Origin of the sequence: Hymenobacter perfusus, from assembly GCF_003944765.1 — a bacterium.
GTDB classification, from domain to species: domain Bacteria; phylum Bacteroidota; class Bacteroidia; order Cytophagales; family Hymenobacteraceae; genus Hymenobacter; species Hymenobacter perfusus.
Genome location: NZ_RWIU01000010.1, coordinates 96,380 through 112,625 on the forward strand (window position 1 = coordinate 96,380; position 16,246 = coordinate 112,625).

A 16,246-nucleotide genomic window follows, 5' to 3' on the forward strand; every position below is an offset into this window, starting at 1 on the left:
GCTTATGGTATGTGCAGGGACTGAGGCGGCACTGCGTTATGAGCAAAGCATTCCAGCAAATACAGTAGAAACAGGGGAGAGTCTATGCCCTGTGGTACAATGCAGTCGGGATGATTACTTTACTGTTGGCTCATTGTTTATCAGGGAAGAATACCAATATTGGTGAATTATTCGATTGAATCGATTGAATCAGTAGTATGTGCTGATCAGCTTTTATAAATGTCACACTTATTGTCTGAGCCTTACCTGGTTTTTCTTCATGCCCCGTCCTCTGCCCCCGCTGACTTACGAACTGTATGGTCAGCAGCAGCCTCTGCCAGAATGGCTGAAATACTTTACTGAACTGGGAAGCCTGCTGGCGACGGAAAAAAATGACCTGGTGACGGTGGGCGTTATGGCCCCGACAGATCTTTTTATCGCGCCCTTTTGTGCACTTGGCTTTATTCTGGGCCGGCTGGAGGAGCCTGCGCACAGCCCCGCACTTGCAAAAGAATGGGGTGACTTTCTGCTAACCATGCAGGGGCTCACACCGGTGAGTTATTTCCGAAATGGCAAGCTAAAGCAAGGATGGATGGCAGCTAACCGTCCGTGCAGGCGACTTGAGCTGACATTTAATCGTGCCACCAAGGCCAGCCCGCATCCAGCGGTAACGCTGGTTTCAGTCGACTGCCCCGCAGATATGCGAAGGGTGCTTGCCATTCGACCAATCAACGTCAGCCAGGATGAATTTATCCTGCGGCGAAACCGTGTCCGGGTCAGCAGTGAGCTCGTATTTCTGAACCGTTTTCTTGACGGCTACCCGCTACCGGACTTCATCGCCACCAGCCAGCCTGACTGTGTGCTTTTCGGCAATCATTCTCATCTTATAAGCCAGTGTGAGAGCCGCTTCGGTTTCAGTGACAAGGAAAACGTCAGTGGCCGGCTTGAGGATGTACTGCGCATTCGGGACAGCAGCAATGCCTGGAGGACCGCGGTTCTTACGGACCGCGCTCCCTGCCGGCCCGTACTGCTGCAGGGAACTCCTCCGGGGGTGGTGATTTTTGTCGGTCACACCGCCTGGTTTCGTTTTAAATCACGATTCCCTCATTCGCACCACTTGGTTATTACTACACATGATCATTTCGGGACGCAGGAAGTAGTCTCCGATCTGCTGAATGCGGCTACCGTCCGAAAGGATGGTTTCAGCCTGGGAGAAAGCCCCACGCCCCCCGGGATGGAAGTTATTGCCTTTCGCCGCAACTCTCTGTCCCTTCTCAACCGCTGATGAACTTACTTGCCTTTGCGGATTCCATTATTGAGCGGTCAAGCAGCTTTCAGAACCTTCAGGTTACGGTCTACGATCCGATAACCGGCCAGCTTGCGGATCTTATTCGGGATCTGTCGGTACGCATGCGGGAACTGGAAGCCGAAGAGCATTTCGGGAAGCTGCGCTCCGCACTCAGAAGCTACCTCTTCAGTCTGCGGGCGACTCCGCTCCCGCCAAACGACCCGTTTATTTTTCCTGAAATGCTGGGCGCACAGCTCAGCAACGCGGCGGTATTGACGGACGACGAGGGGCTGTCCCGTATTTTTGAACAGCTTGAGAGCATACTTGACGAACTCTCCCATCAGCATGCGAGTGTGGCAGGGCAGGCTCTGTATTCCTATCTGAGCGATCTGAAACCAGGAACAGGAGTCGCGGTGGCCGTTCCGGAAGGACGATTTGCGCCGTGGGTGCGCGCCTGGCTGGAAGGCGTAACAGCGGAGCTGTCCGTAATGGTTGATGTAGTAAAGTGGCCGGCAGACCTGCGAAACGCGGTTTACGATCAGGTATGCTTTTTCGGACTGGAGGAATGGTATTCAGGCGACCTGCTGAGGTCCGGTCGGGCAGGGACGTTTATCCACTTTCTGTTCAGCTGGATGTCAGCGGAGCCCCAAGTGGCTTCATGGTTTGGAGACCACCCGCTGGCCCGGCGGACCCCGCCGGAGGCGTCCCAAACCAGCAGAAAGTATTTTGCCGCAGGGGAGCCCGCACTTTCAGCAGAACCCCTGATGCAGACCCACCCAGCTATACCCACGGCAGAGCTTGAGATCAGCCCGAATATGCTGGAGAATGTGCTGTCAGCTAAAAGAGAGGCCTTTAATTCCGAGGGGAGCGCTGGAGAAACTGCCAAGGCACGTCTGTATATGCTGGAGGGCATGCACGCGGTGTACCTGAACGCCAAGCCAGGAGCAAAGGAATGGGGGATGAGCACCGCATATGAACTCACCAAAAAAATGGTGGCGGAGCTGCGGGCGGGAGATTTTGTTATGCTTCGTACCGGCTATGATCGCGATTATGTGATTCAACAGGCCAATCGGGTAATGGGGGGGCGCTGTAAAGAGCTGCGGCAGTGTGAACGGACCTGGAAGGCGGCCCTTTCCGGGGTAATTGCTTCCAGCACCCTAGCCCGGGTCGCCACAGAGCTGCGAGCTGCCGGCTGCCTTTCCGCCGAAGAGGGAAATGTCAGGGGCTGGGCTCACGGCAGCACTATCCGGCCCGACAACCCGGCCTATTTTGCCATTATACTGGACTACGTCGGGATGGGTGCCGATACGGAGTATTACTGGCGGTGCCTCTCAGCGGTGCAGAATGCCCACCTGCGGGCCGGAGTGCACATTGCCTCTGAGGTGCGCAGTCTCTTCCGAAAGGTTAATTCCCTTGAACTGGAGCGGGAAGGCCGGATGGTTCGCTCCATTCCAGGCACCCGGGTAGAATATACCCTCATGCGGATCACCGCCGATGCAGGGCCGATCGAAGTAATTCCTCAGGGGCTGCTGAATCAGGTCCTTGCCCTTTGAAACTGACACTTCGGTAAAATCAGATATGGCACGTATGTACCCCCCGGTAGTTCCGGGCGATGCCCCACCCGGGGAGAAAACAGTTTTCAGAATGCTGCGGGATGATCCCGACACGATTGCCTGGACGGTTCTTCACTCACTTGATCTGGCCCGGCATCATCGCCGGCTCACCGGCGAGATTGATTTCGTTGTCATCGTTCCAGGGCAGGGCATACTGTGTATTGAGGTGAAGTCCCATGAGGAAATCACTGTCAGCCAGGGACAATGGGAGTTCGGCAAAGCCAGGGAGCGGAAGTTAAGCCCTTTTAAACAGGTCTCAGAGGGCATGCACACGCTAAGGAAATACATCGCGCAGCGCCAGCCTGATCTGGCGGCAATACCATTGTGTTCCGCCGTTGCCTTTCCCCAGATGGGATTCGACCTGCGTTCCCCGGAATGGGAACCATGGCAGGTAATTGACGCACATGGTATCCGGCTGCGCGGGTTGCGCAGCTGGGTGCTGGATAATTTATCCCACATCCGCCGGCGTATCCGGGACCGGGGGATTCCCGGATTTGACATACACGGCTCTGAACCCACCCGTCGCCAGTGTGATCGACTGGTTCAGCTGCTGCGTCCCGATTTTGAGGTGTTCCGCTCCCCGGAGCTTCGACGGCTGGAATCGGAAGAGCAGGTGCTGCACTATACCCAGGTTCAGATGAAGGCCCTGGATGCCATGGCCGACAATCCCAGGGTGCTCTTCAACGGGCCGGCCGGAACGGGTAAAACCATGCTGGCCATTGAGGCGGTGCGACGGGCCCTGCTGGAGGGGAAGAAAGTACTGTTCGTGTGTTATAACCGTTTTCTGGGGAGTTATCTGGAGCGGCAGTTCGGTGACCAGAACCCCGCCCTGACAGTCGGAACCTTCCACCGGTTTCTGATGCGGGTTGCTCAGATCCCGGCGGGCGGGGCAGCGGGCAGGAATGACGACTTCTGGAAACAGCAGCTGCCTCAGCAGGCTCTTGATGCCCTCCTGAGTGTGGATGCGACCGGCGCAGCCAAGTGGCAGTACGACCTGCTGGTCGTGGATGAATTTCAGGACCTTCTGGTCCCTCTGTACCTGGATATACTCGATTTGTGCCTTTCGCAGGGACTTGTCCGGGGGAAATGGCTCTTCTTCGGGGATTTTGCCCAGAATATTTACCAGACGGATACGGCCGACATGGAGTCGCTGCGTGACCTGCGGCCTGACATTATGTGGTCACCTTACCGGCTTCTGGACAACTGCCGCAACACCCCTCGGATTGGTGCATTTGTGCAGAAGTACTCAGGGTTGAAACCGGGTTATGCCTCTCACCTCCGACCGGATGACGGCCAGAGCGTGGACCCGGATATGCAGTTTTATTCCAATGCCAAACAGCAGATCAACCGGCTAAGTGACATTCTCAGCGAACTCCTCAGCGTGCACTACCAGCCGCAGGACATTGTGATACTTTCTCCACTTGGCCAAGAGAGCTGCGCCGCTACAGTTCTTGCCGGGCAGCAGGAGTGGGCAGAAAGGCTGCAGTTTGGTGCACCGGGAAAGGTCAATGACCGGGTCGCCTACACTACCATCCAGAGTTTCAAGGGCATGGAGGCCCCTGTGGTAGTGGTGACTGATATTCGGGAACTGGAGGGGCAGCAGGGTGTGGCGCTTTTCTATATAGCAGCCTCCAGAGCCCGCAATCAGCTTTTTCTGCTGATGGATGAGAAAGTCAGCCCCGGCCTTATCAAAGCGCTGAAATTACGCTAACCAACCTACAGAGCTTCTCCGCCATTAATTATGCTTGTTGAAAACACTGCCAACCGCACTAAACTGCTGCGTTCGCTTCGGCTGGAACTGGTCGGTCCGGAACAGCCCTCGGAGACTGAAACCCTTATCCGTGAAAGACCGGGAGGCCGGTACGGGGTAGGCATCCTTTACCCGATCGGGGCATCTGCATTTGAAGGCACCAATCCCACGCAGAACGAGCCGGAGGATGAGAAGGAAGAAGAAGCTGATGAGGAGGAAGTGACCTTCCGGCGGGTGGGTGGTGAGGAAAGTTCAACGCCGGACGACGACGCACCGGATGACGATGGTGAATTTGACCTGACACTGGCAAACGCCCGGCGGCCTTCCAGCATGGCGCTGAGCTTTGTAGCAGACATAATGCCAGGCATGGCACTGGCAGTTCACGTGGCCGGGGGGCGCTATAATCGCGTGCGTCCTTTGCCAGGAAGTTCCATTGCCTCCGTTGATGGCAGTGCGACCACAGCGCAGGAGCCCGCTGATCGGAAACAGGCCTGTGAAGAGAATGAGAATCAGAAGGATCTTTCGGCGCCCGGCACAACGTGGCATCGACATGGGGTCGAAATTACTCTGGATCATATTGCCGCTGAGGAGCTGTGCGGACCACATGCGACGTATCGGAAAACAATTAAATTCACCAGCGATCAGTTGCAGCTGGAGGTGCAGATAATCTCGCGCCGGCAGGAGAAGGATAACATACGCTTGCTGACTGTAGCTCTGACTAACCGCACCTTAGCGGGAGAAAGAAGGGGACAGGACAGCAAGGCGCTGTTTCAGGCTGAAATGCTAGTTCGGATCCTTATCGGAGAAGAGCCCGTAGCCCGGATACTGCCCTATCCAAGCGTAGCCGGAGTAAGCGAGGGACACCTGGATAGGGCAGCCCGGGAAGAGGAAGCCTCCATGGCCCTGCTTTATCGTAACCAGCACATTTTTGCCATCGGGCACGGCTGTGCGGCTGACTGGACGGCGGAACCGCTGTCGGGGGCAGCCCTGACGGTTAAAACGGATATGCTGCCTCAATGTGAGGTGGCAGCACTTACTCCTGACATCCGCATGCCGAATGAATCCGGCGAATGGGCTGTGCTGAGTATTCCCATGGCTCCGCTGGCTGGACTGACTCCCGGTGAAGACGGGTTAAGTGACGTACGGAACCTGCTTGAACTGTATGGGAAATGGATTGCCGATCGGCACGCCGAAGTTAAGGGCTTGGCCGCGCACTTCCGGCCGGCTGCCAATTCCAACCTGAAGGAGGCAGAGAAATGCCTACAGCGCATGCGGGAGGGACTTGAATGGCTGGGACAGGATAAGGAGGCAGCAGAAGCCTTCCGTTTGGCCAATCATGCAATCCTGCTCCAGCAGCGCCGGGGAGGCTCGCTGAGAGAACCCCGATGGAATGAAGCCGAAGCAAAGCTGACGTTTGCCCCCTTTACAGATCCTGACCTGACGGAGACCGGCGGCACGCGGGGCAACTGGCGTCCGTTTCAGCTGGCGTTTATCCTGATGAACCTGCGCTCCGCCGTTGTGGGGGACGATTTGCAGCGGGAGAATGTAGAGTTGATCTGGTTTCCCACGGGCGGCGGGAAAACGGAAGCTTATCTGGGCCTTTCCGCCTTTGCCGTTTTTTACCGCTACCTCACGGCGCCGGATAGCGAACTACAGGGCACACACATCCTGATGCGGTATACCCTGCGGCTGTTGACTGCTCAGCAGTTCCAGCGTGCGGCACGTCTGATCTGTGCCATGGAGTGGCTGCGCGCCCGTAGCCCCGACCAACGGCTGAATGGTGCTCCTGTAGTTTCCATTGGTCTCTGGCTGGGCGGGGAAACCACGCCGAACTGGCGGGCAGGTGCGCTGAAAGCTCTGCAGGAACTAACGGGTCGCAATGCAGGCACAGCGAAAAATCCGTTACTCATCAGCCGTTGCCCCTGGTGCAACGCACGCATGGGGGTTCGCGCCTCAGCCATTACGGGCTTTCCTGCCCGGGCTGCCCGGGCTGGCCGGGGCAGGGGCATGGCCGCAGCTCCAGCCGATTTTGTGCTGGGCTACCAGCAGGAAGCAGTCGGCGACGGTATTCAACGTACGGTGGTATTTGCCTGTCCGGACGCGGGCTGCCACTTCAGCTCCGCGTCCTCCCGCACTCTGCCGGTATACGTCGTGGACGAGGATATCTATGAGCTGCGCCCCACCCTGGTTATCGGCACGGTAGATAAATTCGCCCAGCTCGCGGCCCGGCCGGAAGCCCGGAGCTTATTCGGAATCGATGCGGACGGGCATAGAATAGTAAGTCCACCCGGACTCATCATACAGGACGAGCTTCATCTGATTGCCGGTCCGCTTGGCTCCATCGTGGGCCTCTACGAAGGGGTGATTGAGGAACTGTGCACTGACCGTCGGACCGGCAGCGCGGTACGTCCCAAGATCATTAGTTCCACGGCAACGGTCAGGCGCTACCGCGAGCAGATAAAAAACCTGTACGCCCGGGAGCAGGTAACGCTGTTCCCTCCGCCCGGCCTAGTTCACACCGACTCATTTTTCTCGGCTCCTTCCCTGAATGTGAATGGGCAGGCAATGCCAGGAAGAATTCATGTCGGCGTTCATGCTCCCGGCCTCGGCTCGCTGCAGACTGCACAGGTTCGCACTTTTTCCAGTCTGCTTCATTCTCCCACCCGCTTCGGCTCCGATCAGGCAAAGGACCCGTGGTGGTCGCTGCTGCTCTTTTACAACAGCCTGCGGGAACTGGGCGGCGCAAGCACGCTATTCCAGTCTGATATCCGGGAATACCTGCGGGTGCAGTCCCGACGGGAGCCTGAGCAATCTGGTGGTAAGCGGCTGCGTCGCAGGCTCTGGCAGGTTCTGGAACTTACCGGCAGGGTCACCAGTGAGGAAGTAGTTGGCTTCATTGAGGACATGGAGCGTCCCTGTGGTAATCGCCCCGTGGACGTCTGCCTGGCCTCCAACATCATCGAGGTAGGCGTGGACATCGATCGTCTGGCGCTGATGGCCATTGTCGGGCAGCCGAAGACGACTGCTCAGTACATTCAGGTTTCGGGCCGGGTAGGGCGTCGTACCTGGGAGCGGCCGGGGGTAGTAGTTACCCTGTATTCGCCTTCCAAGCCCCGGGACCGTTCGCATTTTGAGCAGTTTCGCTCCTACCATGAACGGCTATATGCGCAGGTCGAGCCCACAAGTCTGACCCCCTTCTCACCGCCGGCCCTGGACCGGGCACTGCATGCCCTGATGATCTGCTGGGTACGGCAGCGCCTCCCAGTCAGTATAACGCCGGATCAGATGATCCCAATACGCAAAGCGCTTGACGAGCTGCGGGATCGGATCATACTGCCCCGGGTGCGCACCATTGCTCCCGGTGCGGAGAGCGAGGTGTCTGCCATGCTGGCACTTCGCCGCTCAGAGTGGGAAGACTGGCAGCCCCAGACATGGCAGGACACCATAGAGGCTCAGACTCTATCCCCCGGTCTGACCTATCCGGCCGGGGAGGCTGAACCAGTTTCAGGTAATCGCCAGTGGGCCCTGCCTGGGTCCATGCGCAATGTAGATGCTACCTGTAGCCTAAAGGCCGGTATTTTAAACTCTAACTCCCTGCATATATGACACAGGTTCGCCGCAGTCAGCTGATTTCTCCCTTTGGTTCCGGCGCGTTGCTCACGGATGAAAAGGGCATCACGCATGTTACTTCCGCCATTGATAAGTGGTTTCCTTCGACGGCTGACAGTCCCACGCTCGATGTTGACAGTTTTCGGGTGGATGAACCAAGACTAAGTCGTCGTTTGGGGACGGATCATTTCCGGCTTCCGCCGGATTTCAACCTCCGCCGGAAAAAGAATGCCAAGCTTAGCATTCCTTCACAGCGCTTTCCCTCCTGGCACTTCTGTCCGGAGCCCTATTGCGGGCTGATGCGGCAGGCCAGCCCGACTACGGACATGGCCGTTTACTGTGAAAACACCACAAACCACTCCGGAGGCAAAAAGGTGAGAATGTTTCAGGTGCGCTTCGTAGCGATGTGTGACCACGGACATATGAGTGACTTCCCGTGGCGGGAGTGGGTTCACCGGCAGGTTGAACCTACGTGCACCATGCCGATGCGGTTAAAGGCAATGGGAGGCGCAGAACTGAGCAGCATTCAGGTAAGCTGTAGCTGTGGATCGGTTAGCCCCCGCAATATGGGCGGCGTTCTGGAATCCAATCGTGATGAGCAGACCACACGGCTTAGCACCACACTGGCCGGGGATGGTATCCTTTACACATGCCGGGGTGCCCGGCCATGGGCAGTAGTGGGGGACCAGGGTAAAGGAGACTGCGGGCGCCACATACAGGGTAGTTTGCTCAACGCATCCAATCTGTATTTTGGCGACACAGTCAGTTCCATCTTTCTTCCTCCGGCGGAAGGATCAGGCATCTCAGATGAACTGCTTATAAAAGTTAATGACCCGGACCTGGCGGACCTTAGACCCGCCATCAAGTCGGGGGCTTTAAAGATCCCTCCGGCCCGGAAAACGTTTCGTTCTGTTCTGAAACTTCGGGAAGATGTGGTACCGGATGAGATCCTGGACGCTGCCATCGGAATTGTCTGTGGCCTACGCGAAAAACCTTCCGATTCCGGCACGGATCCAGGGAACGAATATCCCGATGAAGTGGCCTACCGACGGGAAGAGTACGAGGTACTGCTGAAGGAACGTTCGGGAAGACTTCTGACCATTCGTGATCCTGGACAGGAAAACTACAGCGAGGAAATCCGAAGCTGTTTTTCCAAAGTCATGCTGGTCGAGCGGCTCCGGGAAACGAGGGTGCTGACCGGATTCACGCGCGTAATGCCCGGTGGTGGGCCAGCGCTTACCCCGGAAATGAAACGAGACCTGCTGCGGGCTGTGCCCGAGGCTGCCGACATACCTAGTGAAAACTGGCTTCCCGCTTCGCTTACCTACGGGGAGGGCATCTTTATCCAGTTCGACGAGGATCAGCTCAGGGTTTGGGGAAAAGATGAGGATTCCGAAGCCAGATCACCCCTTAACCAGCGGTTCGATAAACTTCACAGTCGTTATGAGAGTACCATGCGATACCAGGAAGGACATCTGGACGGACCTCGCTTTGTCTTGATCCACACCTTTGCCCACCTGCTTATAAACCAGCTGGTATTTGAATGTGGGTACAGCTCAGCCTCGCTGCGCGAACGTCTCTACGTTTCAAGTGACCCTGATAAGCCCATGGCAGGCCTGCTGATTTATACCGCTGCCGGGGATTCGGATGGGACCATGGGCGGACTGGTCCGTTCCGGCGAGCCGGCTAATCTGGAGATCATCATCAGGCGGGCACTCTCTCAGGCCGAGTGGTGTGCCACCGATCCGATCTGTATGGAAGCCGGAGAGGCAGGTCAGGGGCCGGACTCCTGCAACATGGCCGCCTGCCACAACTGCGCGCTGATACCGGAAACTTCGTGTGAGGAATTTAATCGGTTTCTGGATCGTGGTCATGTGATCGGGGTGGAGGAAAAAGGCATCAGCTCCTTTTTCACCGCTCTTCTATAACACCTGCCAAAATGTAGTCAGTATCCACAAATCAGCACCTTCAGAGTTTCACCCATCCATGCATGGCGACCTGAGCAACGCGAACGAAGCTTTCCTGGACCTGGCAATCCATGATCCGGACAGTAATTGGCAAATCCTGCTTCGATGATTAAAGTACCTTTGTCTCCTGTAGCAATCAGCCGGGACCCTTTACATGATCATCCAACATCCTCTCAACGACTTTCTTTACAGCCTTTTCCCGGACGCCGAGATCTTCGGCCAGAACCCGGAAAAGCTCGTTGAGCACCTGACCGACTTCTACACCTTTGGCCCCTACCGCCCCACTGTTACTATCAAGGGGGCAGTGGTGGAAGTAAAGATTGATACCAAAGCCATCAGCAGCCAGAAAGCGGAGTACGACAAGGTGCTGCGCCAGTGCGAGGCCCGCCAGTTTCAACGGGCCCTGCCGCGTTTGCGGCAGCTCATCCAGCAAAATCCGACCGTCTCCGAGTATCACCGCGTGCTGGGCCAGGTACTCTCCGAGCTGGGCCAGCCCGATGAAGCGCTGGACGCTCTGATTGACGCACTGCGCTGGGATCCGCGCAACGGCTACGCCCTGATCATGGCGGGCAACATCTACGCCCGCCAGAAGGACGATCTGAAATCCGCCAAGACCTTTTACGACCAGGCCCTGGCGGTAAACCCCAAGGATTTCATTGCCATCAACAACATCGGCGGCAACCTCATGCAGCTGGGCCGCCATCAGGAGGCCGAGCGCTACTTCGAGATTGCCCACGAAATCGAACCCGACTACCCCAACACGCTTTATGCCCTGGCCATGGTCAGCCAGCAACGCCGCGACTACGCGTCGGCGTTTTACTTGGCCACGCGTGCCCTGCGCAACGCCCGCCCCGGCGACCCCATCCTGCGGGCCAGCTTGGCTCTGGCCACCGAGACGGCCACCCAGTACCTGAACAGCACCAACACCTTCGCCATTGCCAACGAGTACCAGGAAGCGGTACAGGACCGGGCCGGGCTGGAGATCCGCGTGGATGAGGACCCACTCATTCCGACGGCCGCCAAGCTGGAGATTGCCGAGAATTACGGCCGCCGCTACCACCAGGTGCGCTTCAAGCCCGGTTACCCGGCCGTGGAGCACCTGATCATGCACGAGATAGTGCACCTGGACTTCATCCTGCAGGCCCGGGCCGCGGACGGCAACCTGTTGTTCACGACCACTGGCAAAAGCAAGGAGAAGTTTATCCGGGCCGCCGAGCCTCAGCTCAAGAAGCTGCAGAAGACCGGCTTCCCGGAGCAGAACATTACCAGCTACATCAATTCGCTCTTCGAGGGGATGATGCGCCAGGTGTACAACCAGCCTATCGACCTATTTATCGAGGACTTCCTGTACCGGGAGTTTCCCGAGGCCCGGCCCCTACAGTTCCTCTCCCTGCTCAAGCTGCTGCGCGAAGCAACGGAAGCCGTCCGCAACAAGCATGCGCAGGAATACTCTCCGCCGGCCGTACATAAGGCCAGCACGGTGCTCAACCTGGTGATGGCCCTACAGTTCCGGGACTTGTTTGGCTACGATGCCCTGCCCGACTTCAAAGCCCCGGCCCTGCAGGTGAAGGAAGCCGAGCGGCTGTGGTCGGAATACCAGGAATACCGGGCCGACCGGCAGCCCGGCGAGGAATACGAGCTGGTGCAGCACTGGGGCGAAGACCTGGGGCTGGCTGCTTACTTTGAGTTGAAGGACGAGACGACAGTACGCCGGGAGCAGTCATCGGCTTCTGCTGACGTGGCCCCCTTCCTGGCGCCCACCGACGAGCCAGCGGGGCAGGCCTCCCCCGAAGACCTGCTGGCCCGTATCGAGCGCGACCCTTTGGGACTCGATGAGCCCGAGCCCGCCGACGCCCACCAGGGCCAGATGTCCTTTGCCGACAGCCCCGCCGGCGGCATGGCCGTCATGTTTTACTGCCTGGACTGGCTCAAGCACTTCGACGGCAAGTCGCGCCAGCAGGTGCAGGACATCACCTTTGAGATTGCCATGCTGGGCCGCTCCGGCCTGGACCCAAAGGACTCCGCTCAGAAGTACAACTTGGCCTCGGTACCGGGCAAAAAGTACTCGGCTTTGCACCTGCTCACCGGCATGTACACCGGCTTCCGGCAGCTGGACCCCAGCCTGGATACCGGGCTGGACTTTGGCAAGGAGCTGGAAATGGCCCGGGCCATGCACAAAGGAAAGGATGAGTAGCCCCATCGACGAGCTGCTGGAGCAGCTGCGCCAGTTCCGCGACGAGCGGGACTGGGCGCAGTTTCACAACGCCAAGGACCTGGCGCTGGCCCTGAGCATTGAGGCCGCCGAGCTCAACGAGCAGTTCCTGTGGAAGACGGCTGAGCAGGCCAGTCCCGATAAGGTCCGGGAGGAGCTCGCCGACGTGCTGCTCTACGCTTTTCAATTGGCCGACAAATACGACTGGGACATTGCCGAGCTGATGCGCGAAAAGCTTGCCCGCAACGCGGAGAGGTATCCGGCCGACAAAGCGAAAGGATCAGCCACCAAGTATGACCAACTGTCATGATAGCTGCCGAATCCTTATTGGCTTGTGCTTAAAGCAGTGGGATTAAAAATTCCCTTAGCCTATTTGCCAATGTTTTTTTACTCTTGCCAAGCTCTCGGGGTGGAGTTCCTTTTCGTCGTTCAATGTGATTGCCTGCGCAAACGCCAGCTGATGGCCGGCGTTGGTTTTCTGGAGGGTGCTCGCACGATCTAACTCCCCTATGACGGCAAACCCAACGAGCAAGAACTTGTCCACCGGGCTGGTGGGGGCCGATTCCTAGTTCCAGGGTCTTAAAGCGGATACCAAGTTAGTGGGTGCGGTTAGCTTAATTCACTAAGAGTGTGTGCACCGGCAACGGATACTCCCGTTGCGGCTGACAACACTCACGCCCGTGCGTCCGTGCGGGCAGCGGCAGCTTCTGGGGGCATCAGCGACTAAGCTTTTTACTGCTGGGGCAATCAAGCCTACTTCTTCGGCGGCAATGTTCGCCACCGCCGCTTTAGGCTGAACCTGAATCGCTACTACTTCATACTCCCCTCCCTGGTGTTGGTCCTGTAAGTGCTGGTTGATGAGCTCCAACAAGGGAAGCTTTTTCAAGAGCTCTTGCACCTCGTGCTGCTGCTCGGCGGTGAGTCTGGCCATACGATTTATCAGGTTAATGATGGATTAAAAGTTGACGGTGAGCAGGACGGAATCCGCCACCCGGGTTTTAAGGCCATTCGCGTCGAGCACTGTGCCCCGGACTTTGATGGTTGTGCCAAGTGGGTAGGCTGAGGCCGCATAGACTGTACTTACCCGGGACGTGTCGTTCGACTGGAGCTGGTTATTGCGAAACCGTCCGTTGGCCCGGGTGCCGCTAGGCAGAAAGTCTTCAAACAAAACCCGGTTACCCGTCGACACGTTTCGCCGCTGCGTATTACGCAGCGTCCCCACCAGCCGCACTTCACCGGTAAAGTTGGTGCCCAAACCGAAGCGGTTTGGCTCAATAACCAGGGAGGCGGGTACTGAAGGGGTGGCTTCGATAACGTCCTTCAGCGCGTACTCCTGCACGGGGCTGTCGTACTCGAGTTGGGCGGTCACCTCAACGGAGCCGGGCTGCAGGGGCATGCGCAAGGTGGCTTTGGCGATCAACTCTCCGTTGATGAACTCGGCTTTGGCCGTGTACTTGGCTGTGCCTGCCGGGGAAAACAATCCCTTCCCAGCGGTGAACACCACGTTGCGCCGATCCGCACTGGTTTCGGGCGGCAGTTTCACGCTAACCTCCGCCGTAGATTGCCCATCAGCTTCCAAGGTGCGGGGGCTCACGGTAAAAGCTTGCAGCACGTCCCCCACAGGTACATCTTTTTCGCACCCGGTCAGCAGGCCGGCGGCAAGGAACAGAAAAACGAGCTGTTTCATTTAAATAGAAGGGAAGTGACATCCTTCAGCCCTTGGATGAAATCAATGTCGGTGGAGAGTGACAGGTACATGCCTGGCGTAACGACCTTGTTGGACGTCTCCGGGTGCTTGGAAGTGCGCTTGAGCAGGGCCAGCCCGCCGCTGACCTTGAATGCCCGCCGGAACCGGTAGGCCGGCCCGACTAGGAGCGACATGTTGTTGTACAGGTTGTCGAATTCGCTGTTGGGCAGGGTACCCAGCGTAAAGCCTAGATTAAGCGAGAGGTGCTGCCAGACTGAGTTGCGCGTTACGAAGCCGTAATCCGGGCCATACCCCTGCGAGTCATTGCCTCCGGTCTTTAAGGGCGGGTCAAAATATTTGGGAAACCGATTACGCCGCGTGTTTTTGTCGATTGGGCGGAAGTAAATGTTTACACCCCAGTACAGGCGTGGTAGGTACACCAACTCATCACGGAGATTAGGCACAGCTATGTTGGTCAGACCAGCATCAAGGAAAAGGACGTTGCCCCCAGCAGTCTTCAAGTCACTGGCCACCGTGCCACCGACCAGCGTCGTGCTTTGCAGTATTTTATCCGTCTTATCAATTAAGCTTTGGATGGTTTTCCCGCCACTCGCCAGTCGTCCGTAATTTTTGCGCATCCCAGCGCGTATGTCTGAGACGACCTGCCGGGCGCTTCTTAGGACGACTGGCACAGGCGTGCTGCCACTGACAATTGCCGCGTCTACCAGCTGCTGCAAACTATCGCAGTAAGCGATGTTCGCTTCCAGGTTTTGTAAGCGCCTGTGCAAATATTCCATCTCCGTAGGCTGGTCCTGATACAATCTGGTGGCATTAAGCAGCCCGAGTTGCATATCTCGGTAGCGAGTACCGGCAAGCAGTTCCAGGCCGTCCCCTACCCGCTGGAATCCGAGCTTCGCCATCTTGACCGCTATGCCCATCGCCTGGATTTGCGCTTGGGTAAGTGGTGCCGCGACGTCAAACTTCGCTGGGTTGGATAAACGGGTGTAAACGGTATCCAGGGTAGCCTGGTAGAATGTACTGTACTCAGCGTAATCGAAGTCCAGCGCCGTTCGTTGCAGGTCGGCGTTGAGGACTTGGCCTGCCAACTGGTCGTACTTGCGCTTGGCAACCGGTTCCATTTTCTTTTCGGCCACACGGGCCGGGTCGGTCTTGCTTTGCTGTAGTAACGCATTCACATCGAGAAGCGCGGTCGAGTTATCCGGCGAGAACTTCTGTATAATCTCAATGTCAAATACCTTGTTGGGCTTTAGAGGGGGAAAGAAGATGTCGATGCCCGTAGCAGTAACGTGATAGGTTAAGGCCACGTCTTTCACAGCCCGCAAAGTCCTGGCTGGCTTAGCCGCTGCCTTAATTTCCTCCGCTGTTAGAGGCACCCCATCGGCAGCCTTAGCTTTCGCCTCCAAGGTTAACTGGGCTTCCTCCACAGCTTTCTGCTTACTCGTAACACCCTCGCCTGTCGCAGGGTCAATAACGGTCATGACCAGTTGCCGCCTGCCGTGCGCATACCTGGACTCGTAAGCATGTACGTCCAGCACGTCTTTGACCGTCAGGTGCTCGATAGTTAGGGTAAAGGATCGGTCAAACGGAATAGGCTTATCGGTTTTGTGGGTCAGGTAATCATACTTTATAAGGCCCTCAGAATCATAAGGTGTCTGGGCCCGAGCGCCCAATGCGCAAAACATCCATATAGACAGAAATAGGGTGTATCTCATAAAGTGGAAGTGTTTTTATATGAATATATAAACAAAATATTGGCGTGCAACTCTTGACGCTTCTCAAGGCAGTGGCAAATCAGGCATCGCTGACACATATAGCAGCACCTGTTAGAGATGGCTTTAGAATGATCGTTGCTAAACTAGTAGGTGCAATTGCAGATAAGTAATATAGGCGGCTACAAGGCCCGCTTCTGCTATGGTTGAGATAGCACTTTCTTGGACGACCCTGGGTTGGCTGACGGATGCTACCAGCATACCCTGATTAAAACGACCTCACGCGTTCAGGGCATAATATGGACGTGTGCTTATCCTCCCTCACAATAAAACGGCTCACCTCCTAAAACACTATGTGTTTAACATGGCGACAAGTAGAGATCGACGCCATACCCTTATTATCTGTGACCC

At 57.0% G+C, this 16,246-nt stretch carries 10 protein-coding genes; 7 read left to right on the top strand and 3 right to left on the bottom strand.

The annotated features are described in order from the left end of the window. Positions 1-259 precede the first annotated feature (259 nt). The 7 genes from EI293_RS20910 (at position 260) to EI293_RS20940 (ending at position 12,728) form a co-directional block, all read left to right on the top strand. Positions 260-1,264, top strand: a complete 1,005-nt coding sequence (locus EI293_RS20910; RefSeq protein ID WP_125440505.1) for a hypothetical protein — start codon at positions 260-262, stop codon at positions 1,262-1,264. Then, entirely contained in the window at positions 1,264-2,820 is a 1,557-nt protein-coding gene (locus tag EI293_RS20915) for a hypothetical protein (protein ID WP_125440506.1), read from the top strand. Before EI293_RS20910 ends, EI293_RS20915 begins: the two co-directional genes overlap by 1 nt. A 34-nt stretch (positions 2,821-2,854) precedes the next feature. Next, positions 2,855-4,591 (top strand): nuclease-related domain-containing DEAD/DEAH box helicase, encoded by a 1,737-nt coding sequence (locus tag EI293_RS20920; RefSeq protein WP_262706539.1) that lies wholly within the window; start codon positions 2,855-2,857, stop codon positions 4,589-4,591. 30 nt (positions 4,592-4,621) lie between these two features. Then, entirely contained in the window at positions 4,622-8,236 is a 3,615-nt protein-coding gene (locus EI293_RS20925) for a helicase-related protein (protein ID WP_125440508.1), read from the top strand. After that, a complete protein-coding gene (gene drmB / locus EI293_RS20930) occupies positions 8,233-10,167 on the top strand; it encodes a DUF1998 domain-containing protein (RefSeq protein WP_125440509.1) in 1,935 nt (644 codons plus the stop codon). Before EI293_RS20925 ends, drmB begins: the two co-directional genes overlap by 4 nt. 193 nt (positions 10,168-10,360) lie before the next feature. Then, complete coding sequence (locus EI293_RS20935) at positions 10,361-12,400, top strand: tetratricopeptide repeat protein (RefSeq protein ID WP_125440510.1); 2,040 nt, start codon at positions 10,361-10,363, stop codon at positions 12,398-12,400. Then, positions 12,393-12,728, top strand: a complete 336-nt coding sequence (locus tag EI293_RS20940) for a nucleotide pyrophosphohydrolase (protein WP_125440511.1) — start codon at positions 12,393-12,395, stop codon at positions 12,726-12,728. Before EI293_RS20935 ends, EI293_RS20940 begins: the two co-directional genes overlap by 8 nt. Positions 12,729-13,040: 312 nt before the next feature. On the opposite strand, the gene EI293_RS20945 is transcribed toward EI293_RS20940, so the two are convergent. The 3 genes from EI293_RS20945 to EI293_RS20955 are packed head-to-tail and all read right to left on the bottom strand — an operon-like array spanning position 13,041 to position 15,838. Then, entirely contained in the window at positions 13,041-13,349 is a 309-nt protein-coding gene (locus EI293_RS20945) for a hypothetical protein (RefSeq protein ID WP_125440512.1), read from the bottom strand. Positions 13,350-13,373: 24 nt separating this feature from the next. Beyond that, the gene (locus EI293_RS20950) at positions 13,374-14,105 is read right to left on the bottom strand and encodes a hypothetical protein (RefSeq protein WP_125440513.1); all 732 of its coding nucleotides are present in this window, start codon (positions 14,103-14,105) and stop codon (positions 13,374-13,376) included. Continuing rightward, positions 14,102-15,838, bottom strand: a complete 1,737-nt coding sequence (locus EI293_RS20955) for a hypothetical protein (RefSeq protein WP_125440514.1) — start codon at positions 15,836-15,838, stop codon at positions 14,102-14,104. Before EI293_RS20955 ends, EI293_RS20950 begins: the two co-directional genes overlap by 4 nt. Positions 15,839-16,246: the final 408 nt, after the last annotated feature.